25 protein-coding genes are annotated in these 24,143 nt (G+C 51.4%); 17 read left to right on the top strand and 8 right to left on the bottom strand.

The features are described 5' to 3' along the window. The first annotated feature begins 292 nt into the window (after window positions 1-292). Window positions 293-553: a DUF1161 domain-containing protein gene (locus ACO0LI_RS03570; RefSeq protein WP_422949288.1), complete on the top strand. Its 261-nt coding sequence runs from the start codon at window positions 293-295 to the stop codon at window positions 551-553. 101 nt (window positions 554-654) lie between these two features. On the opposite strand, the gene ACO0LI_RS03565 is transcribed toward ACO0LI_RS03570, so the two are convergent. Continuing rightward, on the bottom strand, window positions 655-1,149 hold the full coding sequence (locus ACO0LI_RS03565) for a GNAT family N-acetyltransferase (RefSeq protein ID WP_423030895.1): 495 nt from the start codon (window positions 1,147-1,149) through the stop codon (window positions 655-657). Between the two features lie 32 nt (window positions 1,150-1,181). Continuing rightward, on the bottom strand, window positions 1,182-1,520 hold the full coding sequence (locus ACO0LI_RS03560) for a hypothetical protein (RefSeq protein WP_423030893.1): 339 nt from the start codon (window positions 1,518-1,520) through the stop codon (window positions 1,182-1,184). A 302-nt stretch (window positions 1,521-1,822) separates the two neighbouring features. Here ACO0LI_RS03560 and ACO0LI_RS03555 point away from each other — a divergent pair, with 302 nt between their 5' ends. From ACO0LI_RS03555 to ACO0LI_RS03510, 10 genes are all read left to right on the top strand, one after another. Further along, window positions 1,823-2,326 carry a hypothetical protein gene (locus tag ACO0LI_RS03555; RefSeq protein WP_423030891.1) on the top strand — a complete coding sequence of 168 codons (504 nt, stop codon included), beginning with the start codon at window positions 1,823-1,825 and terminating at the stop codon, window positions 2,324-2,326. A 135-nt stretch (window positions 2,327-2,461) separates the two neighbouring features. Then, complete coding sequence (locus ACO0LI_RS03550) at window positions 2,462-2,806, top strand: DUF1840 domain-containing protein (RefSeq protein ID WP_422949292.1); 345 nt, start codon at window positions 2,462-2,464, stop codon at window positions 2,804-2,806. A gap of 4 nt (window positions 2,807-2,810) precedes the next feature. After that, complete coding sequence (locus ACO0LI_RS03545) at window positions 2,811-3,695, top strand: lysophospholipase (protein ID WP_423030889.1); 885 nt, start codon at window positions 2,811-2,813, stop codon at window positions 3,693-3,695. Between the two features lie 217 nt (window positions 3,696-3,912). Next, a complete protein-coding gene (gene rsmB / locus ACO0LI_RS03540) occupies window positions 3,913-5,379 on the top strand; it encodes a 16S rRNA (cytosine(967)-C(5))-methyltransferase RsmB (RefSeq protein ID WP_423030887.1) in 1,467 nt (488 codons plus the stop codon). A 56-nt stretch (window positions 5,380-5,435) separates the two neighbouring features. Further along, window positions 5,436-6,023: a DUF4390 domain-containing protein gene (locus ACO0LI_RS03535; protein WP_423030885.1), complete on the top strand. Its 588-nt coding sequence runs from the start codon at window positions 5,436-5,438 to the stop codon at window positions 6,021-6,023. Then, entirely contained in the window at window positions 6,020-8,434 is a 2,415-nt protein-coding gene (locus ACO0LI_RS03530) for an ATP-binding protein (protein ID WP_423030883.1), read from the top strand. The genes ACO0LI_RS03535 and ACO0LI_RS03530 overlap by 4 nt, the downstream gene beginning before the upstream one ends. 241 nt (window positions 8,435-8,675) lie before the next feature. Continuing rightward, window positions 8,676-9,398, top strand: a complete 723-nt coding sequence (locus tag ACO0LI_RS03525; protein ID WP_423030881.1) for a response regulator — start codon at window positions 8,676-8,678, stop codon at window positions 9,396-9,398. A 74-nt stretch (window positions 9,399-9,472) separates the two neighbouring features. Next, window positions 9,473-9,874 (top strand): GTPase, encoded by a 402-nt coding sequence (locus tag ACO0LI_RS03520; protein WP_423030879.1) that lies wholly within the window; start codon window positions 9,473-9,475, stop codon window positions 9,872-9,874. A gap of 290 nt (window positions 9,875-10,164) precedes the next feature. Beyond that, window positions 10,165-10,422: a BTH_I0359 family protein gene (locus tag ACO0LI_RS03515; protein WP_422949299.1), complete on the top strand. Its 258-nt coding sequence runs from the start codon at window positions 10,165-10,167 to the stop codon at window positions 10,420-10,422. Window positions 10,423-10,742: 320 nt separating this feature from the next. Next, window positions 10,743-11,774 carry an adenosine deaminase gene (locus ACO0LI_RS03510; protein WP_423030877.1) on the top strand — a complete coding sequence of 344 codons (1,032 nt, stop codon included), beginning with the start codon at window positions 10,743-10,745 and terminating at the stop codon, window positions 11,772-11,774. 36 nt (window positions 11,775-11,810) lie between these two features. On the opposite strand, the gene ACO0LI_RS03505 is transcribed toward ACO0LI_RS03510, so the two are convergent. Further along, window positions 11,811-12,977 (bottom strand): NAD(P)/FAD-dependent oxidoreductase, encoded by a 1,167-nt coding sequence (locus ACO0LI_RS03505; protein WP_423030875.1) that lies wholly within the window; start codon window positions 12,975-12,977, stop codon window positions 11,811-11,813. Between the two features lie 17 nt (window positions 12,978-12,994). Beyond that, window positions 12,995-14,008, bottom strand: coding sequence for a GlxA family transcriptional regulator (locus ACO0LI_RS03500; protein ID WP_423030873.1), 1,014 nt, complete (start codon window positions 14,006-14,008; stop codon window positions 12,995-12,997). 124 nt (window positions 14,009-14,132) lie between these two features. On the opposite strand from ACO0LI_RS03500, the gene ACO0LI_RS03495 reads away from it, so the two are divergent. The 6 genes from ACO0LI_RS03495 (at window position 14,133) to ACO0LI_RS03470 (ending at window position 17,769) form a co-directional block, all read left to right on the top strand. Then, window positions 14,133-14,399, top strand: coding sequence for a tautomerase family protein (locus tag ACO0LI_RS03495; protein ID WP_422949303.1), 267 nt, complete (start codon window positions 14,133-14,135; stop codon window positions 14,397-14,399). Beyond that, window positions 14,399-14,827, top strand: coding sequence for an MAPEG family protein (locus tag ACO0LI_RS03490; RefSeq protein ID WP_423030871.1), 429 nt, complete (start codon window positions 14,399-14,401; stop codon window positions 14,825-14,827). The genes ACO0LI_RS03495 and ACO0LI_RS03490 overlap by 1 nt, the downstream gene beginning before the upstream one ends. A 76-nt stretch (window positions 14,828-14,903) precedes the next feature. After that, window positions 14,904-15,485, top strand: a complete 582-nt coding sequence (locus tag ACO0LI_RS03485) for a gamma carbonic anhydrase family protein (RefSeq protein WP_423030869.1) — start codon at window positions 14,904-14,906, stop codon at window positions 15,483-15,485. 151 nt (window positions 15,486-15,636) lie between these two features. Further along, a complete protein-coding gene (locus tag ACO0LI_RS03480; protein ID WP_423030867.1) occupies window positions 15,637-16,887 on the top strand; it encodes an HDOD domain-containing protein in 1,251 nt (416 codons plus the stop codon). A gap of 49 nt (window positions 16,888-16,936) precedes the next feature. Further along, the gene (locus tag ACO0LI_RS03475; RefSeq protein WP_423030865.1) at window positions 16,937-17,473 is read left to right on the top strand and encodes a DUF6985 domain-containing protein; all 537 of its coding nucleotides are present in this window, start codon (window positions 16,937-16,939) and stop codon (window positions 17,471-17,473) included. Then, the gene (locus ACO0LI_RS03470; RefSeq protein ID WP_423030863.1) at window positions 17,473-17,769 is read left to right on the top strand and encodes a hypothetical protein; all 297 of its coding nucleotides are present in this window, start codon (window positions 17,473-17,475) and stop codon (window positions 17,767-17,769) included. Before ACO0LI_RS03475 ends, ACO0LI_RS03470 begins: the two co-directional genes overlap by 1 nt. 9 nt (window positions 17,770-17,778) lie before the next feature. On the opposite strand, the gene ACO0LI_RS03465 is transcribed toward ACO0LI_RS03470, so the two are convergent. The 4 genes from ACO0LI_RS03465 to ACO0LI_RS03450 are packed head-to-tail and all read right to left on the bottom strand — an operon-like array spanning window position 17,779 to window position 23,879. Continuing rightward, window positions 17,779-18,969: a hybrid sensor histidine kinase/response regulator gene (locus ACO0LI_RS03465; protein ID WP_423030862.1), complete on the bottom strand. Its 1,191-nt coding sequence runs from the start codon at window positions 18,967-18,969 to the stop codon at window positions 17,779-17,781. Further along, window positions 18,966-19,517 carry a chemotaxis protein CheB gene (locus tag ACO0LI_RS03460; protein WP_423030860.1) on the bottom strand — a complete coding sequence of 184 codons (552 nt, stop codon included), beginning with the start codon at window positions 19,515-19,517 and terminating at the stop codon, window positions 18,966-18,968. The genes ACO0LI_RS03465 and ACO0LI_RS03460 overlap by 4 nt, the downstream gene beginning before the upstream one ends. 41 nt (window positions 19,518-19,558) lie before the next feature. Next, the gene (locus ACO0LI_RS03455; protein WP_422949311.1) at window positions 19,559-20,377 is read right to left on the bottom strand and encodes a CheR family methyltransferase; all 819 of its coding nucleotides are present in this window, start codon (window positions 20,375-20,377) and stop codon (window positions 19,559-19,561) included. Further along, entirely contained in the window at window positions 20,367-23,879 is a 3,513-nt protein-coding gene (locus tag ACO0LI_RS03450; protein WP_423030858.1) for a response regulator, read from the bottom strand. The genes ACO0LI_RS03455 and ACO0LI_RS03450 overlap by 11 nt, the downstream gene beginning before the upstream one ends. Window positions 23,880-24,143 lie beyond the last annotated feature (264 nt).

Here is a 24,143-nt window from a genome sequence, read left to right as displayed (position 1 = left end):
ACAAAGCGCAAGGTGCACGGCCAGTCGGCGGGATCGTGCCGCAACATGTGAGCCAGCATCAGCATGCCATCATGGCTTAGTCCCAGTTGCTGAAATGCACTCTGCAACACCGGAACTTTAACAGTCAGCAGCAAATTTGCAGACGATTTACCACGCTTTCTATGAAGAAACTATTTATTCCTGTTAAAAATATCCGGGAAATGTTACGGTTTTAAGAAGATACCCCAGAGACGAAGCAAGCATGGTTTGCCAGGGGGCGTATATAAAAAAACTTGGAAAGGGAACGGGCAAAATGAGAAAAAGCGTTTGGATCAAAAGTCTGGCCATCAGTTTATTGCTCAGCAGCGCACCGGCCTGGGCCGAAGTCACTTCCTGCGAAACGATCAAGGACAAGGTGGCGGCAAAGCTGGAAGGTAAAGGAGTTAACAACTACAGCCTGCAGGTAGTCTCCAAAGACACTGAAACCAAACACCGTGTGGTTGGCACCTGCGAAGGCGGCAAGAAGAAAATCATCTACAAGAAGGAAAAGGCTGGCAGCAAGGCCGAAGAATAAGCATTACGCCAAACTGATCAGACTGACCAGACTGATCAGTTTAACAAAGCGGATTTGCCCAGCCACCCTGGCTGGCAAAGCCGCTTTTTTCTTTTGCTGCCTTACAGCTCCCTGATCATGTAACAGGCTGGCCCGACATAAGTGCCCAGCTTTGCCTGTTGCTCTTCATTCAATTGAGTCTGCTCCATGAATCCCTGGCCTTGCCAGTAAGACTGGGTACTTTGCACAGACACCAGGCAGACATATTGCCAGCCTTGTGCGCCTGCATATTCCAGCGCAGAGGCAAGCATGGCACGCGCCAGCCCTTGTCCGGCCTGTTCAGGTGCAACCGCCATATCATGCAGGTAAAGCGCATTGGCTGGCTGGGCCGGCTGAAACTCTTGCCCCAGGGCAGATATTCTCCCATGGCGTGAGGGATAGGCAGCGAGGTAAGCGACTACCTTATCCCCTCGCTCAACCACCCAGGCACAAGTTGGTGCAGCCGCCAGGCGGCTGGCCAGTAATGCCGGGGCTTCCACCATGTCGGCTACATAAGCCTGGGTCTGTATGTGATAGACAGCCGCCAGATCGGCTGGCTGCATGGTGCGTACCAGCATTGCCTGATCTCTACTTGATTTCTAATTGATCTCTACTTTGGAGCCTTGGCACTGGCTGAAGCGCTGCTTTCTTCGGCTTTGGGAGCTTCTGATTTCGCCAGTTCGGGTTTGACGACATCAATTTTGTTTTCCCGCATATAGTCGTTCATTTCCTTCCATCCCGCATACACGGCTGAACGGGCGGCATCGGGATTGAGGGCATAACAATCTTCTATGGCGCGGCCAGCATGGCGGCAAGCGCTGCCGGTGGCACGGGCATCTGATTCGCGCGCTGCGGCGTCCCTGGCTGGATCGGGCAAACCCAGACGGTCGCAAGCCGTCAGCGATGTCAGCATCAGCAAAAAAATCCCGGAGAACTTAAAAAATGACATCACGGCACCAAAAAATGAAATGAAAACTTACCAGACCTGCCTTTGCAGAATGGTCTAAACGTAGTTGTCGTGCGCAGTTGTCATGCGCAGTTGTCATAATACCCCACTGTATACCTGCACAGAATGGCTTGTTGCTGAAGACAGAGAGGAAAACACCTGCCAATTTTGCGGACCTTCTTTCAGATGCAAAAACAGGCGCGCTCTGTACAAAGGAATTATCATGTAGCACTTGAGACATGTTGTTGACGGCAAGAAAGCTATAAACATGAATGTCTTCCTGCAATCTTATCGATTTGATCTCCATGAAACCTGTACTCCGTTGTGCCCTGATGCTTGCCAGCCTGCTACTGCTGAATGCCTGCAGCCCTAAATTTGACTGGCGCGATGCGCGCGGCACCAATGCACCTTTCACCATCCTGATGCCGGGCAAACCCCTGAGTGACAGCAAGGACATGCAGCTCGAAGGCATCAAAGTGAAAATGGATATGCTGGCCGGTGAAGTCGGCGGCATCAGTTTTGCCGTTGGCAGTACCAAGGCGGAAGATGCCGGCAAAGCAGGCCTGATCATGGAAGCTATGAAAAAAGGCATGATCAACAACATTCAGGGAACACCGGAAACCAGCAAAAGCCTGAGTGCAGACATGCTTCAAGTGCACGGCAAACTGCGCAATGGCCAACCTGTCACGATGGTGGGGCGTTTTCTGGTACGTGGCCCCTGGGCATATCAAATTATCATGCTTGGTCAGGAAAAAGACATGAAACAGGATGTCATCGACACCTATATGACGTCTTTCAAATCCAACTGAAGCAACAATCTGAAACGACAAGCCGCTGATTTGGGATTATTATATAAGGACGCGCAGCCAGCCCAGTGCCGCTAGCGCACTGCAGGTGTTTGGCCGCATTATCTCCACATGTCTTAGAAAAAAAGGGAAACGCCCATGCTGATCACGTTTAAATCCAAAGCTGCTACAGAAATCACCATGTACAAGGAACATGCGCGTCGCATCCTGGAATTGTTGAATAAAGATGTAGATCGCGGCATCATCACGCCGCCTGAACTGCCACACGCCATACAAACCATAGAAGCTGCCGTTGCCGAAAGCAAGGCACATCCAATTTCTGAAGAAGTCAGCCGCGACGTCAATGCACACCACAATGAGAACGGTGATGACAATGACCACGAAGCGCCAGAAACAGTGAGCTTTGCGACCAGGGCCTTCCCTGTGCTTGAAATGCTGCACGCCGCCAACAAGATGCAGCGCGAAGTGATGTGGGGCGTGTAAAGCCATGACTTCCCACGTAGAAAATACCAGGGAATTTGAATTACAGACCAGTGATGGCAAAGCCATCTTTGTACGTGACTGGCCACTGGCAGATGCGCTCATGGAGCAGCCCCGGCAAGGGGTAGTCATCATGCATGGCCTGGGCGAACACTGTGGCCGCTATGCCCATGTTGCCAGATTCTTCAATGCCCTGGGTTTTGTCGTGCGGACTTATGATCACCGCGGCCATGGTCAGTCTGACGGTGGCAGCGGTGACGTACCAGACTCGATGTGCCTCTTGCGTGATACGCAAATGGTAATCAGTGACTTTAGCCAGTCACTGGCTGGCCCGCCCATATTATTAGGGCATAGCATGGGCGGCCTGTTCGCTGCCCGTTATGCGCTGGAGCAATTAAGCCCCTTGCGCGCGCTGATTTTATCTTCCCCTGCGCTGGCGATACGTATGTCCAGCCTGCAACATGGCTTGCTGAAAGTAGCTTCCAGCCTGATCCCCGGCGTTGGCTTGCCAAATGGCTTGCAAACCCGCTATTTATCCCATGATGGCGAAGTGGTACTTGCCTATCAAAACGATGCCCTGGTGCATACCCGCCTGAGCGCACGCCTGCTGACCAGCATGTTGCAGGCCATGGATTATTGCCATGCCCATGCTACGGAATTAAGCATCCCCCTGCTGCTGATGGTGGCAGAGGACGATCACCTGGTCGATCCTGCCGGCAGCAGGCGTTTTCTGGAAAAATTGGATGCGTCCCGGTTCAGTGAGCATTTTTACGCCGGTTTCTATCACGAGATATTTAATGAGCTCGATGCCACCAGGGTATTCGACGACTTGCGCACCTGGTTGGAACTCCAGCAATTTACCCCTTTGGAACAGATACAAAAAGCCGCCTGAAAGCAGTTTATCTGATGGTGAACATGGAATTGGAAACCAGCCAGGTATGGTTTCGCCCTGAAGAAAACAGATTAAGGCAGCAAGGCTGTTACACTAGCGCCCTTTCGCCATGATCCGGTCTGCCAGTTTTATGGGCAGAATGTGCTGGCGGGCGAATTTATGTTAAATTGCCACAAAGGCAATTTATTGCAGTATTGCGAATCCATCCAATAAAAATATGCAAGATCAACCAAGAAAAACCCTGGGCCGACCAGCCAAACCTGCCCGCAGTACCAATGCAGCGAGTGGCAATGCGAATGACAGCACTGCGCGCGCAGGTAATACATCCCGCGACAGCAATAAGCCACAGGTCGAATTTGAGACGGTAGATGTCAAGACAGACTCGCTGGCTTTCAGCCTGGTCGGTGCAGCACAGGCAGTGGCCTATGTGCTGGAAGGTACGGCACTGCCACAGGCGTTGACGCGGGTATTTACGCAAACCAACCCTTTGCCGCAAGCCCGTGGAGCAATCCAGGATATTGCCTACCGTACCATGCGCCAGGTGGGCCGGGTTGATGCCTTGCTGAAGATCATGACCAACAAGACGCCGGAACCGGCATTGTTATATAGCATGCTGTGTTGCGCCCTGACCTTGCTGGTGGGCAATGAAGGTGATGAAGAAAAAGCGTATGAAGAATTTGTGGTGGTGGATCAGGCAGTGAACGCCGCCACCTCCAGCCCGCACATGGTATTTGCCAAGGGCATGGTGAATGCCGTACTGCGCCGCTACCTGCGCGAAAAAGATGAATTACTGAAGCTGGTCATGAAGCAACCGGCAGCCGCCTGGAATTACCCGCAATGGTGGGTAGATCAATGCAAGGCTGCCTACCCGCAAGACTGGCAAGCGATCTTAAGCTGTGGCAACCATGCCCCGCCTTTGACTTTGCGGGTCAACCAGCGTGCCAGTACGGTCGCTGCTTATCTGGAATTACTGGCCAGCCAGCAAATCAGTGCCAGCCAGATAGGCCCGTTTGCCGTGCGCCTTGACCGTCCTATGCCGGTACTGAACATCCCCGGCTTTGAAGCTGGCGTGGTATCCGTGCAGGATGCCGCAGCGCAACTGGCCGCTCCTTTGCTGGATGTGCAGTCAGGCATGCGGGTGCTTGACGCCTGTGCGGCCCCCGGCGGCAAGACTGGCCATTTGCTGGAACTGGCCGATATTGAACTGACTGCCGTCGATACCGACCCGGCCCGTATCCAGCGCATTCATGAAAACCTGGCGCGCCTGAAATTGTTTGCGACCATCAAGGAAGGCGATGCCACCCGTAATAACTGGTGGGATAGCCAGCCGTATGACCGCATCTTGGCTGACGTGCCCTGCACGGCCTCTGGCGTGGTCAGGCGTCACCCGGACAGCCGCTGGCTGCGCCGCAAGACCGATGCCGCCCAACTGGCGGCCCTGTCCGCCCGCATTCTGGATAATCTGTGGCGCATGCTGAAACCGGGCGGCAAGATGCTGATGGTCACCTGCTCAATCTGGCCGCTGGAATCCGAAGCCCAGGCGGCCGCCTTTGCCACCCGCAACGGGGCAGAACGCCTGGATGCACCAGGCCAATTACTGCCCATCATGGGCAATACGTCCGAAAGCAACAACGAACATGACGGTTTGTTCTATGCATTGTTTCAAAAACCACTGCAAAATTAACGAATGCCAACAAGTTCAAGCTATCATTAGCAGACTTTTGTTTCCGTATTGATTGCATGTTCAGACGTTTCGCTTCCCTGCTGCGCCAGTTTTCGCTGACTTTGATGTTGGCGCTGTTGGCAATGGCAGTGGTGCCTGCGGCCCAGGCTGCCGATGTGGAAGTCAAAACCGCCAGGATAGAAGCCAGTGACGAGGGTTACCGTCTGGCCGCCAGTTTCTCGCTGGAACTCAGTGACAGCTTGCGCAAGGCTATCCGCGATGGCATCCCGGTATCGTTCACGACTGAGGTAGAGCTGACCCGTTCACGCTGGTACTGGGTGGACGAAAAGGTCGTGCGCAGCGAATACCTGGTCAGGATTGCCTATAATGAGTGGACGCAGCAATATACCGTCACCATTAATAATGGCTTGCAACAAAACTTCGCCTCTCTCGACACTGCCCTGAACCTGGTGACACGCCCGAATCGCTGGCTGATTGCTGACAAATCCCTGCTCTCGGCCGGTGCCACCTATAATGTTGCCTTGCAATTGCGCATGGGCCTGAGCAAGATCCCCATGCATTTGCAGATACCCAGCTTTAACGACAGTCACTGGAGCCAGAAAACCGAGTGGAAGCGTTTTTCCTTCAAGGCTGAAGACAAGTGACAAGATTTTTGCGGTATGCACTAATTATCGGCGGTGCTCTGATGAGCATCCTGCTGTTTTTCCTGACCACTGTTTCAGAGAATTCCTCGCGCTTTGAGCGTTACTATGAATGGCTGCTGGACGCCAATGCCGTGGTTGCGATGGCCTTGCTGGTACTGGTGCTGACGCTGGTGTTGCGTTTGTTTCGCCGTTTCCGTGCCAAGGAGTTCGGTTCCAAGCTGATGACCAGGCTGGTGGTCTTGTTTGCCCTCGTCGGTATTTTGCCGGGCAGTGTGATTTACCTGGTGTCGGTACAGTTTGTCTCTCGCTCCATCGAATCCTGGTTTGATGTCAAGGTCGAGTCTGCGCTCGATTCTGGCAAAAACATGGGGCTGACTGCGCTTGATTTCTTACTGGCGGATTTGCAATCCAAGGCCAATGACATGGCTTCAGAATTGTCTGATCCATCTGAAAGCTCGATGTCCATCCACTTGTCGCGCCTGCGTGAACGCATGCAGATACAGGAAGCCACTATCGTCAATAGCAAGGGCCGCCTGATCGCCTCTGCCAATGATAATGTCGGTAGCCTGCTGCCTGAATTGCCTACGTCTGAAATGATCAGGCAAGTCAAGTTGTCGCGTTATTACGCTGCCAGGGATGAAAAGCTGATACAGCCTGCAACGGATGATCCCACTACCAGCTCAGCAAGTTCTGCAAGCGCGGCAAGTTCAGCCATCAGCGCAGAAACCCGTGGTGCCACCAGACCGGCATTGGCACCTGAACCTGCCCGCATCCTGCGCTCGCGCGTGGTGGTGCCACTGCGCATGACGACTGGCTGGATATCCCTGCAAAATGAAGCCCTGTACCTGCAATTAATACAACCTGTACCAGCCAATCTGGCCATGCATGCCGAAGCGCTGAGCAATGCCTCGCGCGAATACCAGGTGCGCTCGATAGGCCGGGTGAATCTGAAAAAGATGTACATCATCACCCTGACGCTGACATTATTGCTGGCGATAGTCGCTGCGATTACCAGCGCGTTTTTGATATCAGGTGAACTGGCCAGACCGCTGTTGCTGCTGGCAGAAGGTACCAAGGCCGTGACCGAGGGTAATTTCTCACCCCGCCCCATTGTCACCAGCACCGATGAGCTGGGCAGCCTGACCAAGTCTTTCAACACCATGACCAGGCAATTATTCGATGCCCGTGCCACGGTAGAAAAAAACCGTAATGAGCTGGAAAATGCCAAAGCCTATCTGGAATCTGTGCTGGCGAATATGTCGGCCGGTGTGATGGTGCTGGACCAGAATGGCAATCTGGTGACTTGCAATGAATCGGTAGAACGTATCCTGCAACGCAGGCTGGAAAGTGAAATCAATAAGCCGCTGGCCGATATTGATGGCATGCAGGCCTTTGCCTTTGCCATTTCCAAGGCTTTTTCTGAGCAGCATGCACAGTCAGCCGCCGGCGGTGAAAATGAACGCGAGCAGCACTGGCAACAGCAAATTGAAGTGCCGCGTCCGAATAAAGGCAAGAAAGCTGCAACGCCAGCAACACCGAGTGCACCAGGTGAAGCCGTCGTCGCAGAAGACGAACAAAGCATTACCCTGCTGGCGCGCGGCTCGCATTTGCCGGTGGCGTCGGGCAGTGGCTATGTTGTCGTATTCGATGACATCAGCAACATCATTTCTGCACAGCGTTCCATTGCCTGGGGTGAAGTAGCGCGCCGCCTCGCACATGAAATCAAGAATCCGCTGACACCGATACAATTGTCGGCAGAACGCCTGCAAATGAAATTGCAGGACAAGCTCAGCGAAACCGATGTACTGATACTCAACAAGAGCACGACCACCATCGTCAACCAGGTGACATCGATGAAACGTATGGTCGATGATTTCCGTGACTATGCGCGTACGCCGCCAGCGGTGCTCATGCCTTTGAATCTGGCTGGCCTGATTGATGAAGTGCTGCACCTGTATATCGCCGGCGATGGCAGGGACGCCATCAAACTGACCATGGCAGCGAATTTGCCCAAGGTCATGGGTGACGCCACCCAGATGCGTCAGGTAATTCACAATCTTTTACAAAACGCCCAGGATGCGGTTGCAGACAATACCACTCCCGGTTTTGTAGCGCGTATTGATGTCATCACCGATGTAGTGCGCTACACTGGAACGGACCAGATCGCGCGCTCTGCGGTACGCCTGTCAATTATCGATAACGGCCCGGGATTTTCCAGCAAAATCCTGGCTCGGGCTTTTGAACCCTATGCCACTTCCAAACCACGCGGCACCGGTCTGGGGCTGGCAATGGTGAAGAAAATCATTGATGAACATGGCGGCAGGATCGATATTCAAAATCGCAGCGATACAAACGGTGCAAAAGTAGCGATTTTGCTGTTAAAGTTAGCACCGGATTCAAATACGGCATAAGTTCGCCGTACTTGCAGTAATAGTTGTGCAGTAATAGTTGTGCAGTATTTGTTGCGCAGTAGTTGTTCCGATATTCCCAAAAGAGGAATACGGCTAAAGAGCAGAAGGGGCACTTTGAAATTGTCATTCAACGCAAGCACATCGTTTTCACCAGCCCGTCTGGAGCAAACCATATGCAGACTTGAACATCGAACGGTAAGAAGCACCCAAAAAAACATAGAGGCGGTAATAGGGTAGATTTATGGCAAATATATTGGTCGTAGATGATGAAATGGGTATCCGTGAATTGTTGTCTGAAATTCTCGGTGATGAAGGTCATGTGGTTCAACTTGCTGAAAATGCTCAGCAGGCGCGTCTTGCCAGACAGGAAGCCAGGCCGGATCTGGTCTTGCTCGATATCTGGATGCCGGACACGGATGGCGTTACCCTGTTAAAAGAATGGCAGCGTGACGGCTTGCTGACGATGCCTGTGATCATGATGTCAGGTCATGCCACGATAGATACAGCGGTTGAAGCAACACGGATAGGTGCCTTGAATTTCCTGGAAAAACCCATCGCCCTGCAAAAACTGTTGAAAGCAGTGCAGCAAGGCCTGACTCGCAGCACAGAGCCAGCCAAACCGGCAGCACCTGCCTTGCGCGTGATCAGCAATGATAATCCTGCCAGTACGGGCATGTCCGGCAGTTTTGGCAATGCAACACCGGCCTATGAAGCCAGGCATTTTTCTGCTGCCCAGCCTGTTGCTGCTGCACCAAATAATCAGTTCGCCAGCCTGTCGTTTGACTTGCCGTTACGCGAAGCCAGGGATGCTTTTGAACGCATTTATTTTGAATACCACCTGAACCGCGAAGGCGGCAGCATGACCAGAGTGGCAGAAAAAACCGGCCTGGAACGCACGCACCTGTACCGCAAACTGAAGCAGCTGGGCGTTGAGTCCATGAAGTATGCGAAACGTGGTGAATAATATTGCAACACAGCATGATATGGGTAGTGCGTGAGTAGAATGTGAATAGAACGTGAGTACGGCGTGAGTGCAAAGTGACAGCAGCAAAAGCGCAATTACATCTGATACATGGCGCAAGTTACACCGAAAGGGAGGCGGCAATTGCAGCCTCCCTTGCCTGTTTACCTTGTAACAGCGCAGGCAACAGCGCCGCCACCGACAAAAATGTCGTCATCCTCGAAGGCTTGCCTGATGGGCAAGATATCCTGCACCCCACTGAGCTGCTGCACGTCAGCCGCATTGCCCCCGGCTGCTTCTGTTGCATAGGCAACCTCAGCCTGCGCGTCACATTGAACCGCGCCCTCAGGCAAAAACCAGCTAATATATATTTAGGCATCGCCAGTGATGCCCACCTGGATAAACTCCTGCTAACACTCCAGGACCCTGCCTACACTAACTTGCTTGAAATCAACAGCACTGGTACGCCGAATTCTTGATCTTTTCAAAATCAATATGATGTAGCGTCGTCAATGCCAGAATAGTCACATCAGACACTAGCTTGTGAACCAATGTTAAGTCGCTAAAGTCTAGACGTTGCCATGCCGTAATACTTGGTAACAGCACAGTAACGCAGTCGCAAGTGCCGTTGAGGAAGCCTAGCGAGCATCACAGCCTCAAAATCGTTCCACGCTTAGCTTCATCATCGGCTATTGCTTGAAATTCGCTGTATTTACATCATGTACGGTTAACCCGGAGGCATCCCCTCCAGCCAGAAAGGATGCATAAAATGAATATCATTTACAACAGCGATCAATATAGCGTCATCGAATATGGCGCAGATACTGACCACGAAGCCCTGCGCTTTGGTGGTTATGAGATTACCGACAAGGCAGTACGCCGTGAATGGTTTATTGGCGGCCCGCTGGCGATTAATTTCCGCAAGGACGTGACTGAACTGATCGCCAATGAACCCAGCATAGAAGAAATCGATGATTTCCTTGGCCAGTTTGATGGCTATATGGGTCAAAGCGTGTTGTTGCACTAATCTGCACTAATCTGTACCAACAGGTATCCGGCACCACCGGCAGACAATGAAAACGACGCGATAATCAATATGGGCGATGGATAGGGGCGATGGCTATGGCCGTCGTCCATACTAGCAAATACTAGCCCGTACTACTTTGCGCCTGTTCAACTCTGCTGGCTGTAAAAATCCCACATCATCAAGCACTGGCCTGTATCAATATGCGGCCATCTATACAGAACATCACCTGGTTTTGATATCCTGAAAAGGGTGCAGTGATATCTTCAGCGTATCATTGCCATATTTTTTATCTGGCATTACCCTTTTTCAGGTTCAAGATCATGAATACTCAACTGCACGACTTTATCCGCGGCCTGCCCAAGGCAGAATTACATTTGCATATAGAAGGTTCGCTGGAACCTGAACTGATGTTTGCTCTCGCGCAAAAAAACGGCGTGCAATTACCGTATGCCAGCGTAGAAGAAGTACGCGCTGCCTACGACTTTGCAGACTTGCAGTCTTTCCTGGACCTGTATTACGCCGGTGCTGCCGTGCTGCAAACCGAGCAGGATTTTTTTGACCTGACGCATGCCTATATAGAACGCGCCCTGGCTGACAATGTGCGCCATGTAGAATTGTTCTTTGACCCGCAAACCCATACTGCGCGCGGCATACATATCACTACCGTGTTTTCCGGCATCGCCCGCGCCTTGCGTGAAGCGCGTGCCAGACATGGGTTTTCTGGTGCGATGATCTTGTGCTTCCTGCGTCACCTCAGTGAAGAAGATGCCATAGCCACGCTGGAAGCAGCCCTGCCCTTGCGCGATGAATACGCTGACCTGTGGACAGGTGTGGGTCTGGATTCTGCCGAAGTCGGCAACCCGCCAGAAAAATTCGCCCACGTGTTCACGATCGCGCAAGCCATGGGTTTTCGCCTGGTCGCACATGCTGGCGAAGAAGGCCCGCCAACCTATATCCATAGCGCCCTGGATGTCTTGCAAGTCGAACGCATAGACCACGGTGTGCGTGCAGAAGAAGATCCAGCCCTCATGGCCAGGTTGCAGCAAAGCCGCATGCCACTGACGGTCTGCCCCTTGTCAAATTTAAAGTTGTGCGTAGTCAAGGATATGCGCGAACACAACCTGGCGCGCATGTTGCGGGCCGGTTTGTGCGTGACCATCAATTCAGATGACCCGGCTTATTTTGGTGGATACATGAATGCGAATTACATCGCCACCGCCGACGCGCTGGAACTGGGCAAGGAAGAATTGCTGCAACTGGCGCGCAATGCCTTTGAAGCCTCGTTTGTCACGCCTGAACAAAAGCAGGTCTGGCTCGATGAGCTGGATGCTTATGCTGCCAAGGCTGCATAAGTGGACAGCTTTAAATCACGCTCTTAAATCACACTCTTAAATCACATTCTTTTCCAGCAGCGGCCTGCCATCAAGTATGCGTTGGGCAGACAAGGGCGATAAATCCAGGCTGCGGTAAGTGCCATCTATCAATAGCTCTGCAATACCGCGCCCGGTAGCGGGTGCGTGTTGCATGCCATGGCCGCTAAATCCATTCGCCAGTATCAGGTTCGCTAATTGCGGGTGTGCACCGATGACGGCATTCTGGTCAAACACATGGTATTCATAATAGCCAGCCCAGGCTCTTTGCATGCGCAGGGCTTCAAAAGCGAGAACGCGATTGGCCATGATTTGCCAGACTGTATCGAACTGCTCATAATCTGCTTCCAGCGGTACGTCATCAGGATCATCTTCCGGTGGCAAGCCACATATCCAGTGCTGGCCTTCTGGCCGCAACCATAGCCCGGATGGATCTATGATGAGTGGGCAAGCGGGCGTCTGCGCCGGGCTGGAGACGACGAACACCGTACGTTTGCGGCCAACCACGGGCAAATCAAAACCGGTACCCAGCAGTAAAGGTCGCGCCCAGGCACCGGCTGCATTGACGGCGACATCACATTGAATGACAGAACCATCCTGCAAACGTACGCCGCTTACTCTGCCCTTCTCATGCTCAAAGCCTTGCGCATCTGCCTGCAGATAACTGACACCCAGGCTGCGCGCCTTGCGGCGAAAGGCCATCAGCAAGGCATAACCATCAAACCAGCCTTCGCCACTGAGACCCAGCGAACCCAGTGCCAGGTCATCGACGTTCAGCCAGGGAAATTTCTGCTTCAATGCATCTTGAGCTAGCAGGGCGACATCAACATTTTCATGCTTTTGTATCTCATGATTTTCACGCAAAGTGGCCGCGCCAGCATCGCTGGCAAGATACAGATAACCATGTTCGCTGAGACCGAGTTCCGGCAACTCGCCATCAACAGCGAGATGCTGATGCAAGTCACGCAGGAAGGCGATGCCGAATTGCGACATCTGTATATTCAGCGGTGTGCTGAATTGCTGGCGTATCGAACTGGCAGACAGGGCGGACGAGGCGTGGGTATAGGTCGGGTCACGTTCGAGCACGGTGATCCTGCCCTGGAAACGGGGATGCACGGCTAAAAAGTAGGCCACCGCACTGCCGATGACGCCACCACCAATGATCGCTATATGTCTGTTATCCATTGCCGTCCTTATGCACTCTAGAATCTCAATCCAAACCTGCGCCGGTAATCCTTGGGCGTCACTTGTGCCCATTGCTTGAAGATTTTACTAAAGCTCGACACATCTTCATAACCACAACGCGCTGTAATATCTTCGAGAGACAGGCGGGTGGTTTCCAGCAAAGCCTTGGCGCGCTCCACCCTTAATTGTTGCACATAGTGGATGGGGCTGAGTTTCATCGATTCCTGGAAGCGCCTGAGCAAAGTCCGTTGGCTGACATTGCAATAACTGGCCAGGTCAGCCATGGCCCATTGTTGATCCAGGCGCTTGTTCAGCCAGCGCCGTGCACGCTCAATAACGGCATGACCCTGATCCTGCATGATGGCCTTGGCGACATAGGGCGCCTGGCTGTTTCTATTGGCATCAACCACCAGTATCTTGGCCGTCATCTGGCGCAGTTCTTCCCCCGCAAAATGTCCTACCAGCCATAACGACAAATCGATATAAGAAGTCACGCCGCCAGAAGATACCAGTTGGCCATCCACGACGATGAGCTCTTCTGCCTCCAGTAAAACCTGCGGGAAATTCTTGCGAAAATATGCGCTGAGCCACCAGCTAGTAGTCGCACGGCGACCATCAAGCTTGCCCGTCCTGGCTAGCAGGCTGGTGCTGGAACAACTGGAAATCAGCAGACTATCCTGCTGCAAATAAGTCTCCATCAATGCCTGCTCAGGTGCCAGCGCATCAAGCAAGCCATCAAGCTGGTTGCTGTCTCTGTGATCTACGCCAGGCACCATGAGGGCATCAAGCTTTTGCTTATGAATATCGTGTGCCTGAAAATGCAGGCCATCTACTTCTTGCAGTATGTCACCACGGGCGCTGACCCAGAAGGCTTCAAATTGCACAGGCTTGCTACCCGCAGGGCGTATGCCTGCCAGGGTATTGGCAATGGTAAATACATCCAGCGGCATGACTGCCCCGCTGCGCAGGCAGCCGGGATAGACCAGTACGCCTATGCGTATGATTCCTTCATTTGTTGTCTTCATTGTCATTTGGCTGCCTTGTCCAATTTTTACCGCCTGTCCAATAAACACCTTTTTTTGTCGATTCAGCCAATGGTAGTACTTTTCTGCACACTGCACAATGAAGTCTCTTACAACAGACAAGGAGTACGACATGCCCTACGTGCAAATCAACACAATTAAAGGAATGCTGAACATAGAGCAGAAACAGCGCCTGCTGGAAAAAATTGCCGATGTACTGGTAGAAGTGGAAGGTGGTGGCAACGCTGAATTCAAGAAATCCATCTGGATCAATATCCAGGAAAGCGAGGCTGAGGGATGGTCCATGAGTGGCTTGCGTCCCTCAAGCCAGCAAATCGCGCAATTTACGACGGCCAGGGATGCACGCAACGGCAAACAAGACGCAGAGAGGGCAGTATGATGAGCTATCCCGCCCTGTCGGGCTTTGTACTGGCCCTGCTGGCTCTATTCGTCAAAGCCAGCCTGCTGAGCGGCGTACAGGTAATCAGCCGCATACGCAGCCGTCGCTATCTCTTGCCAGAGGATGCAGGCATGTTTGGCCTGCGCTCTGTAGAAGCAGAGGCCGACCTGGTACAGCGCTGCGCCCGCGTCTGGCGCAATGATGTAGAAAACCTGCCGCTCTTCCTGGCCCTGGCGCTGACTTATACCTTGCTCGGTGGCACGCAAGCAAGCGCCAACTGGCTGTTTGGCAGCTATGTACTGATACGCTACCTTCACACCATCGTCTATCTGCGTGGCCTGCAACCCTGGCGGGCAATGCTGTATCTGTCTGGCATGGCGGTGTGCTGGATAATCGCCATCAGAATACTTCTGCAAATGCATCTGTAAGGCAGTATGCTGTTATCTTTGATTCGCTGACTCAGTTTATCTCAGTTTATCTCAGTTTATTTTTGGGGGAGAGCAAATGGCTTTCATCGGTCCGGATGTCACACTCGACAAGCCCGCGTATATCCATGAAACAGCGCAGCTGTATGGCAAGATCAGCATAGGCCAGAATGCCTCGATCTGGATGAATGTGGTGGCACGGTCTGAGCATAAGGAAATCATCATCGGTGCTTATACGAATATCCAGGACTTTGTCATGCTGCATATCGGTGACCAGACCCCGACCATCATAGGCAGCCATTGCTCCATTACCCATCATTGCGCCATTCATGGCTGCACCATCGGTGATAACTGCCTGATAGGTATCAATTCCACCATCATGGATGGCTGCGTGATAGGCAATAACTGCATTATTGCGGGACATACTTTTCTGAAAGAAGCTACTGTCATTCCTGATAATTCCATCGTCATGGGCACACCAGGCAAGGTCATACGCACGCAAAACAATTATGTGCGCAACCGTCTGAATGCCTATATGTATTACAAGAATGGCCTGGCCTATGCGCAAGGTGAATACCGGGAATGGGCAAGGGAAGAATTTCCGGCAGAAATCATGGCTGAAATTGCCATACTGAATGCCCAGCTTGCTGCTGGCGAATGACAATTTAAGTTAAAACCTGACAACAAAGTCACGATAAGCCTGGCCTGGGATTGACATGCCCACGGCAAATATACACACTGAAACTTCTGGCGAGTCTTGAACATCAACAGCATCAAGATGCGCTATCTCAGTTTGAATCGAAAGGGCAGCCATGGCGAATACCCTGAGCAAATTCTTCAACCGCCTGTTCGGTGCAGAACAGGCCGCGCCAGTCAGCGCCCAGCCTGCATCTGCGCCTGTGGCTGAGCCCGTGGCAAGCCCCAAGGCAGTTGCGCCAGCAACCACTGTCCAGCACGAACCTGTCATTGCAATACCAAAAGCTGAGCCCGCTCCTGTGCCAAATTCTGCGTCGAATTCTGCGCCAAATTCCACACTAACTTCTGCACCAGCGCCTGCTCCACAAGCCGCCACCAGCGCCACTATCAATCCAACAAAACTCAGCGCCTGGAAACCTGCGCTGCCGGTAGAGACCCTGTTCTTTGACTGGATCATGGGCTACCCCGGTGAAGGCAGCAGCCTCATCGATAATGAACAACTTGCCATGCAAGCCTTGTATAAACTGCTGGCATCTGACCTCAACGATGCCGTCATCGTGCCACGCGTGCCCAGCGTGATACCCCAGTTGCTGAACAGCCTGCGCAGCAAAACTATCTCTACCGGAGAATTGTCGGGCCAGATCGTCAAGGATGTGGTGCTGGTCGGGGAAGTCATCAATACCGTCAATAGCGCCCTGTACAACCCGGCTGACCGCATCAATAGCCTGGAAAAAGCCGTCATGATATTGGGTGAAGAAGGCTTGCGTCTGGTGATCTCCAAGGTCGCCTTCCGCCCCATCATCAACCTCAATGCAGGTAAATTCACCCGCCGTGCCGCCCCGCACATCTGGGCACAGTCAGAAAAATGCGCAGTTGCCTGCCATACCCTGGCGCGTGATATGGACCCCTTCCATGCCTTTTTGACTGGCTTGATGAAAAATGTTGGCCTCATCATTGCCTTCCGGCTGCTGGACCAGGTATGTGTGCAAGGCAAATTCAAGTATTCCCCTGCCTTTCAGCCCATATTCGCCTCAGTTGCAGCAACCCTATCTTACCGTGTTGCCCAGCGCTGGGAATTTCCTGCGCATGTCATATTGGCCCTGCAACAGCAGACTGGTGGCAGCAAGGCCATAGAATGGAGCCCGCTCGGTCATCTGCTGCACACGGCTGACCTGATCGCCAAGACCCGCCTGCTGGTCAATCACGCCCAGTTGAATAGTGCCGACAAAAAACTCAGGGTGGGCCTGAGTCCGGATGAAATCCATTGCCTCGATCATTTAAATGAAATCCAGTTGTATGACACAACAGGGGTACAGCAACATCCGGAAGCAGAAGCGCAAACTCAGGCAGGTAGTGTGGGACAATAGTGGTTACGGCAAATATTGCCTGTCTCACTACCACTAAAGAAAACCCACTATGAACATCCCCGGACTTGGCCCAGTAGAAAAAGATGAAGAAAATGGCTGGTACATCAGCCAGCCTGTACTGATACCAGCCTTGCAAGAACAGGAATATGAATTCCTGCTCGAAGGCTATGATGAAGCCGACGATGCCAGCAAGGCAGACTTTCACAATGCCATTGCCAATTTCATCAAGCTTGATCCTGCCGTCCTGACAAAGGCAGAGGCTGATATCTATGCCTATTATCAGGACACAGCCAACTACCGCAAATCAGAAAAACTCGATGTGGTGCAGATAGCCCAGCCTGCAGATGTGTGGCAGCATATACAGTATGGCTATGAAGCCCTGGTAAGCCAGCGCCCGAATGGCGACAAGACGGTGTATGTTTCAGTGGAATGCGATTGTGACTGGGATGAAGAAAATGGCTTGCAACTGGTTTTCCGCAATGGCACAGAAATCAGCAAGCTCGGCCCTTTTGATGATTACCTCAGCAATGCCGATGCCTTTGGTGAAGCCAGTCTCGATAAAGTGGTATATCAAAGCCGGGGCTGATGACAACAATTGAAATCAGGCCCAGGAATGGTGATCAAACCATAGACTGGGCTGATTTTGCCGGAGCCGATAAGCTGTCCCAGTTGATCTGGGATGGCTTCTCGGAAGCAGATGGCGCATGGCACTACATGAATTTCACCGCAGACATGTCGATCTGGGAATCTACGCAGGACGCCAGCACCATCACCATGATTTACAAGAATGATCACCTGACGCAATTGCTGGTAACACCTGGCATTGCTTACATATACCTGTTACCCCTCATACAAAAATTCCAGCTCACTACAACCCCATAAATATTGGATTCAGGTTTCTGTCAAAGGCAATACGACTGTAAAGGTAGAACCTTCATCGACCACGCTTTCGACCATGACAAATCCGCCATGTGATTCTGCCAGTTGCCGGGTGATATACAAGCCCAGGCCCAGGCCGCCAGAGGAATCTGAATTCAGGGCACGCTCAAATGGCGCAAAAATACGTTGCAGGTTTTCATCGGAGATACCTATGCCCCTGTCCTGTACCCGGATGTGCACACTGTCTTCCTGCACCACACCAGACACGGTAATCGGTCTTTTGGCCCCATAGCGCAATGCATTGGTCAGCAGGTTGATGAGCATTTGCTCAATGCGGAACTGGTCCCACATGCCGGTCACTGGTTCTATGGCTTCGAGCTCTATGTGGCTGCCGCTCGAAACTGCCTGAGCACTCAGGTCATTGACGACACGTTGCAGCAAACTGGCCAGCTCGGTAGGTTGACGGCGTATGGATAACTGACCGCTCCTGATGCGCGAGACATCCAGCATGTCATCAATCAGACGTACCATGCTCTCAATCTGGCGGCGGTCACGCTCCACCATTTTGCGCATGTTAGTCTCATTAAAAAACTCAGTGTTGTTGCGGTCCAGTTGCAGGGTACGTAACTGGGATTCCAGAAACAGGGTATTCAAGGGTGTGCGTAACTCATGCGCGACCATGGACATGAAATCATCGCGCATGCGCACAGCACGCTGTAATTCTTCCTGCGCAAAATGCAAGTCTTTCAGCAAAGCTTCCTGCTGGGCCCGGCTGATTTCCAGCGCCAGCACTTGCCTGCGGCTTTCATTACGTTGCTGATACAGGGCAACGAAGACATTTACCTTGCTTTGCACTGCATGAATATCCAGAGGTTTGTGCAAAAAATCTACTGCGCCTGTTTCATACCCCTTGAAGGCATAATTGAGTTCCTTGCCTGCTGCACTGACAAAAACGATGGGAATATGCCGCGTTTTTTCTGTACTGCGCATCATCTCGGCCAGTTCAAAACCATTCATGTCCGGCATTTGCACATCCAGTATGGCCATGGCAAATTCATGCTCCAGCAATAATGCCAGCGCCTGGTCACCAGATGCAGCCTGGAAAATCTGACGGCCCTCATGACGGATGATAGCCTCCAGCGCCTGCAGGTTTTCTGGCTTGTCATCGACGATCAAAAGTTTCGCTATATTGTTCGTGTTCATACTGTGGTTTTCAATCTTAATAACAACTGATGAATCTCATGCAAGGGCAGTATCAAATCAGGCTGCATTTGCGCTAGGGCGGCCTTCGGCATGGTGGCAACTTGCGCCTCGCCAGGATCCTGGACTACCGTTAATCCCCCATGATTTGCAATACAACTCAAGCCATAAGCCCCGTCCTGATTGGCGCCTGTCAGTAATATACCCACCAGGTGCCTGCCATACACATGGGCAGCAGACTCCATCAGGATATCAATTGAAGGGCGCGAAAAAAATACTGGCGCTTCACAGCTTAAGGAAAAACTGTAATCTGTTTCTATCGACAAGTGATAACCGGCACTGGCAAAATAAATCGTGCCAGCGCTGATGATATCCTTATCACGCGCCTCACGGACTGGCAATTTTACAAAATGTGCGAACAGTTCAACCAATTTGCTTTCACGGTTCTCTGGCAAATGCAGCAAGACAATAATAGGTAAGCCATAATCAGCTGGCAAACCCGTCAATATGTCTTGCAATGCACTGATACCCCCAGCCGAGGCGCCGATCACGATTGTTTTTTTTATGTCCGCACCGGGCATGGTCGCGTCAGTCAAATCTTGCGGAACAAACGATCTTGCTTTGACAATGCTGTGAACTTGTCCGCATAGGCAGAGAAGTCCAGGCTTTCTTTACTGCCCAATGTCAGGAAACCTTTATGACAAAGCGACTCATGAAACAAACCCAGTGCCCGGTTTTGCAAGCCCTTGTTAAAATAGATCAGCACATTGCGACAGCACACCAGATGCGTTTCTGAAAATACACTGTCGGTTGCCAGACTATGGTCGGCAAAAGTAATATTCTCTGTCAGGCTACGATCAAACAGGGCCGTGTCATAGGCGGCAGTGTAGTAATCAGACAAATTATGCAGGCCACCAGACTTTAGATAATTGCTGGCATAGCTCTCGATTTTTTCTAGCGGATAAATACCCTTCTTGGCTGTTTCCAGTGACTGCGGATTGATATCTGTCGCATAAATCAGCGTACGCTCCAGCAAGCCCTCTTCACGCAGCATGATGGCCATGGAATACACTTCCTCACCTGTGCTGCACCCGGCAATCCAGATTTTGAGAGAAGGGTAAGTTTTCAAAAATGGCAAAACCTGTTCGCGCAATCCAAAAAAATAAGTCGGATCGCGGAACATCGATGAAACAGGTATCGTCAGGAACTGTAGTAATTGCGAAAACACTTTTGGGTCATGCAAGACTTTTTCCTGCAATGCAGAAATAGTCGCACATCCCAGTTGATTGATGGCGTGCGACACCCTGCGCCTTTGTGAAGAACCGGCGTAATCACGAAAATCATAGCTGTACTTGAGATAGATTGCTTCCATCAGCAAGCGCAGCTCTATGTCATTAATACTAATCTGCATGGCGCTCCAGGTGTGGCATCCAAATACGTAACAGTGCATACAGGCGGTCAAGATCAATAGGCTTGGCCAGGTAATCCGTGGCGCCAGCCAGCATGCATTGTTCCTGATCGTCTTTCATTGCTTTGGCTGTCACCGCAATGATGGGCAATTTCTGGAAGCGTGCATCCTGCCGTATGCGTCGGGTTGCTTCCAGCCCGTCCATGCCCGGCATCATGACATCCATCAAAACCAGGTCAATATCGGGCACTTCATCAAGTTTGGAGATGGCCTCAAAACCATTGCGGCCTATCTGCACATTCACGCCTTTTTGCTCCAGTGCACTGGTCAGGGCGAAAATATTGCGGACATCATCATCGACCAGCAAAATCTTGCGACCTTCAAAGATACGGTCACGGCTACGCACCTCTTTCAGCATATTCTGCGCCTGCGATGGCAATTGCGACTCTACCTTGTGCAGGAACAGCGTCACTTCATCAAGCAGGCGCTCTGGTGAGCGTGCGCCTTTCAGGATGATGGAGCGCGAGTATTTCATCAGATCAGCTTCTTCAGCCTGCGTCAGATTCCTACCGGTGTAAACAATCACAGGCGGGAAGGACGGGATATTTTCCAGCGTCATGCGTTGCAATAACTCATGCCCCTGGATGTCTGGCAATTTGAGATCAATGATCATGCAATCGAATACCGTCGTGCGCAATAACTGCAAAGCCTGCTCACCCAGTTCTACTGCGGTAATTTCCACATTCAAATCACCCAGCAACTGGATGACGCTGTCTCTTTGACGTGCATCATCTTCGACCACCAGGATACGTTTGATTTCCTGAGTAAATTTCTCTTCCAGTTTATGGAACACATTTTTCAACTGGTCACGTGTCACCGGTTTATTCGCATAACCTATCGCACCCAGATGCATGGCGGCATCACTGCGCTCCATGCCCGATACCATATGGATAGGGATGTGACGGGTCAGCGAATCTTCTTTCAATTGCTGCAAAACTGTCAGGCCAGAACGGTCAGGCAGGCGGATATCCAGCAGAATGGCATCTGGCAAGAACTGACGTGTCAGCGCCAGCCCTTCTTGCGCGCTTTGTGCAACCAGACAATTAAACTGCATTTCATGCGCCAGCTCATAAAGGATGCCGGCGAATGTCAGCTCATCTTCGATAACCAGGATGGTGCGGTTACGGGTAGAAAGATTAGCCCTGTCGTCCGGGAATTCGACAGTCGCGACTGCCATCACAGTTGTGGGCTCGGATGCACTCGCAGTTGCAAAAGACTGCGGGGCGACGGGAAGTTGCGCTGCTGTCGTGGCAGATGCAGAAGCAGGCTGTCGCACAGCTTGATTTTCAGTCACTACCGGAGTCTGCCATTGCTCTGGCAGCGTCAGGGTAAATGTACTGCCCTTGCCTATCGTACTGCAAACCCGGATACTGCCACTCAACAATTTGCTAAGGTCGCGCGAAATTGACAAGCCCAGGCCAGTGCCACCATAACGGCGGTTAATCGTGCCATCAGCCTGCTGGAATGCCTCAAATATCGTTTCATGCTGGTCTGCTGCTATGCCTATGCCAGAATCAGACACGGCAAAACTGATCATGTGATTTTGATCTGCAGCAATACGTAAAGTCACGGTCCCGGCTTCGGTGAACTTGATGGCATTTGATAACAGGTTCTTTAATATCTGATCTACCCGTGCAGGGTCGGAGACGATCAAGTCTGGCGCACCAGGCTCGATTTCTACTGCGAATGTCAGTTTCTTCTGGTTTGCCAGAGGCTGGAAAGTCCTGCTTAATTCTTCCGCCATTCTGCGCAAAACTATTTGCTGCGGGCTCAGTTCCAGCTTGCCCGCTTCTACCTTGGAAATATCGAGAATGTCATTGATCAGATTCAGCAAATCATTGCCAGCAGAATAAATAGTCTGGGCAAACTTGATTTGTTCATCATCCAGATTACCCTTTTTATTATCCGACAACAACTTTGCCAGTATCAATGAGCTATTCAGGGGCGTGCGCAATTCATGCGACATATTCGCCAGGAATTCTGATTTGTACTTGCTCGCTCTTTGCAAATCCTGGGCATTTTTTTCCAGCTCGACTTGCGCCGTATTCAGGGCGGCATTTTTACGGTCCAGCGCGCCCGTCTGTTCTGTCAGTTGATCATTGATTTGTTCAAGTTCAGCTTTTTGATTTTCCAGATTTGCTTGTGATTCTTCCAATACACGTGACTGTTCTTCCAGCTCTTCATTGGCGGTACGCAGTTCTTCTTGCTGCACCTGCAGTTCTTCATTCAATTGCTGGGTTTCTGCCAGCACATCCTGCAATTGCTGACGATACAGTGCGGCACCTATGGAGGTGCCTATATTGTCTGCAAGCAGTTTGAGCAAGTCGAGATCACGCTCCTGCACAGAGTCCATGAAACCCAGTTCCACGACCCCAATGACTTTGGCTTCATTGGAGAAAGGCAGCAACACCAGCATTTTTGGTTTGCTACTCCCCAGGCCAGAGGCTACTTTCAGGTAGTTATCTGGAACATCACGCAATGTCAATATACGGTTTTCACTGGCCGCCTGCCCGACCAGGCTTTCACCCCAAAGGAATGAATTCCCCAGATTTTCATCTTTGGAAAAGCCATAAGATGCGACTCTTTGCAGTACATTATTGCCTTCACGCACATAAAAAGCAGCAACACTGACATTCAAATATTTTGCCAAAAATTCAAGTACACGATCTCCCACAGCGGGTGCCGCCAGTTGACCTATGACTTGCTCGGTCAGTTCAGTCTGACCAGATTTCAACCACGCCTGCTGCTGCAATACCAGCGCATGATCTGCATGTTTTTTGAGGGCATTACTATAAGAAGTAGACAGACTCAGCAAATCACGCCTGCCCAGCATGGCCAATAAACCAGCGAGTATTAGTGAAATCGTCAGGTAGATACCAATAATCATCGTGACAGTTTGCTTGGATGCGTTATTACGCTCCCATAGCAAACTTCTTTCCATCGTAATGGCATCATCGAACTCATTGCGTATCTGGGTAAACAAGGCCCGGCCACGCCCGGCACCGATGGCAGCCAGATAGTCTTGCTTGTTACGCTTCATGTCTATGATGCCCAGCGAGTATTTTTCCCATTCGGCTTGCAGACTTTGTATGCGTTTGAAGCGGTCGACTTGCACAGGATTATCACTGACCATCTGTTCCAGGCTGTGCAGGCGGTTGGCTATTTGCGATTTATCAACATCATAGGTAGCAAGAACACTTTCCTCACCTGTCACCAGATAACCACGCATGCCACTCTGCAAATTGACAGAGTATTGTGATGCTTCATTGATATTGGCGATCACCTGTACGGTATGCTCCACCCATTTCAGCGCAGACAATAAATAGAAAATCATGCCGACAAAGATGGCGGCACTGATCACGCCAACCACCAGCGGGAGTGAAATATTGCGGAAAAGGATGCGCTTGAAATCGTCCTGGTCAGTTTGGGAGACTGGCGTGATCATGCTTTTTCCTGCCTTTGCATAGGGAAGAAGTTGACTGAATAGGGCCTGGTACTGTGTCTTTGGGTACTCATACGTTTTCCGGTTCGTTCTGATCGCAGTATTGATTCAGCATTCCTGGATACGGCAACCAGGCAAACACCGTATCCCTGTCTGGCTATTTATGCACAGCAGGGGAATGTCAAAATTCTTTAATTTTTGATTATATAGTTTTTACAATCAGAATCCCATTCGGCAAAAATCAATGAGAAATTGCAGATTGTAATA

Source organism: Undibacterium sp. Tian12W (assembly GCF_049339405.1).
Classification (GTDB): domain Bacteria; phylum Pseudomonadota; class Gammaproteobacteria; order Burkholderiales; family Burkholderiaceae_D; genus Undibacterium.
The sequence above is the reverse complement of the archived record's forward strand: the minus strand, read 5'-3'. Positions and strand labels throughout refer to the sequence as shown.

What these genes read in the sequence shown, in the direction of transcription:
- ACO0LI_RS03570 (WP_422949288.1), top strand. Translation starts at nt 293, where the DNA reads ATGAGAAAAAGCGTTTGGATCAAAAGTCTGGCCATCAGTTTATTGCTC.
- ACO0LI_RS03565 (WP_423030895.1), bottom strand. Translation starts at nt 1,149, where the DNA reads ATGCTGGTACGCACCATGCAGCCAGCCGATCTGGCGGCTGTCTATCAC.
- ACO0LI_RS03560 (WP_423030893.1), bottom strand. Translation starts at nt 1,520, where the DNA reads ATGTCATTTTTTAAGTTCTCCGGGATTTTTTTGCTGATGCTGACATCG.
- ACO0LI_RS03555 (WP_423030891.1), top strand. Translation starts at nt 1,823, where the DNA reads ATGAAACCTGTACTCCGTTGTGCCCTGATGCTTGCCAGCCTGCTACTG.
- ACO0LI_RS03550 (WP_422949292.1), top strand. Translation starts at nt 2,462, where the DNA reads ATGCTGATCACGTTTAAATCCAAAGCTGCTACAGAAATCACCATGTAC.
- ACO0LI_RS03545 (WP_423030889.1), top strand. Translation starts at nt 2,811, where the DNA reads ATGACTTCCCACGTAGAAAATACCAGGGAATTTGAATTACAGACCAGT.
- rsmB (WP_423030887.1), top strand. Translation starts at nt 3,913, where the DNA reads ATGCAAGATCAACCAAGAAAAACCCTGGGCCGACCAGCCAAACCTGCC.
- ACO0LI_RS03535 (WP_423030885.1), top strand. Translation starts at nt 5,436, where the DNA reads ATGTTCAGACGTTTCGCTTCCCTGCTGCGCCAGTTTTCGCTGACTTTG.
- ACO0LI_RS03525 (WP_423030881.1), top strand. Translation starts at nt 8,676, where the DNA reads ATGGCAAATATATTGGTCGTAGATGATGAAATGGGTATCCGTGAATTG.
- ACO0LI_RS03515 (WP_422949299.1), top strand. Translation starts at nt 10,165, where the DNA reads ATGAATATCATTTACAACAGCGATCAATATAGCGTCATCGAATATGGC.
- ACO0LI_RS03510 (WP_423030877.1), top strand. Translation starts at nt 10,743, where the DNA reads ATGAATACTCAACTGCACGACTTTATCCGCGGCCTGCCCAAGGCAGAA.
- ACO0LI_RS03505 (WP_423030875.1), bottom strand. Translation starts at nt 12,977, where the DNA reads ATGGATAACAGACATATAGCGATCATTGGTGGTGGCGTCATCGGCAGT.
- ACO0LI_RS03500 (WP_423030873.1), bottom strand. Translation starts at nt 14,008, where the DNA reads ATGACAATGAAGACAACAAATGAAGGAATCATACGCATAGGCGTACTG.
- ACO0LI_RS03495 (WP_422949303.1), top strand. Translation starts at nt 14,133, where the DNA reads ATGCCCTACGTGCAAATCAACACAATTAAAGGAATGCTGAACATAGAG.
- ACO0LI_RS03490 (WP_423030871.1), top strand. Translation starts at nt 14,399, where the DNA reads ATGAGCTATCCCGCCCTGTCGGGCTTTGTACTGGCCCTGCTGGCTCTA.
- ACO0LI_RS03485 (WP_423030869.1), top strand. Translation starts at nt 14,904, where the DNA reads ATGGCTTTCATCGGTCCGGATGTCACACTCGACAAGCCCGCGTATATC.
- ACO0LI_RS03480 (WP_423030867.1), top strand. Translation starts at nt 15,637, where the DNA reads ATGGCGAATACCCTGAGCAAATTCTTCAACCGCCTGTTCGGTGCAGAA.
- ACO0LI_RS03475 (WP_423030865.1), top strand. Translation starts at nt 16,937, where the DNA reads ATGAACATCCCCGGACTTGGCCCAGTAGAAAAAGATGAAGAAAATGGC.
- ACO0LI_RS03470 (WP_423030863.1), top strand. Translation starts at nt 17,473, where the DNA reads ATGACAACAATTGAAATCAGGCCCAGGAATGGTGATCAAACCATAGAC.
- ACO0LI_RS03465 (WP_423030862.1), bottom strand. Translation starts at nt 18,969, where the DNA reads ATGAACACGAACAATATAGCGAAACTTTTGATCGTCGATGACAAGCCA.
- ACO0LI_RS03455 (WP_422949311.1), bottom strand. Translation starts at nt 20,377, where the DNA reads ATGCAGATTAGTATTAATGACATAGAGCTGCGCTTGCTGATGGAAGCA.
- ACO0LI_RS03450 (WP_423030858.1), bottom strand. Translation starts at nt 23,879, where the DNA reads ATGATCACGCCAGTCTCCCAAACTGACCAGGACGATTTCAAGCGCATC.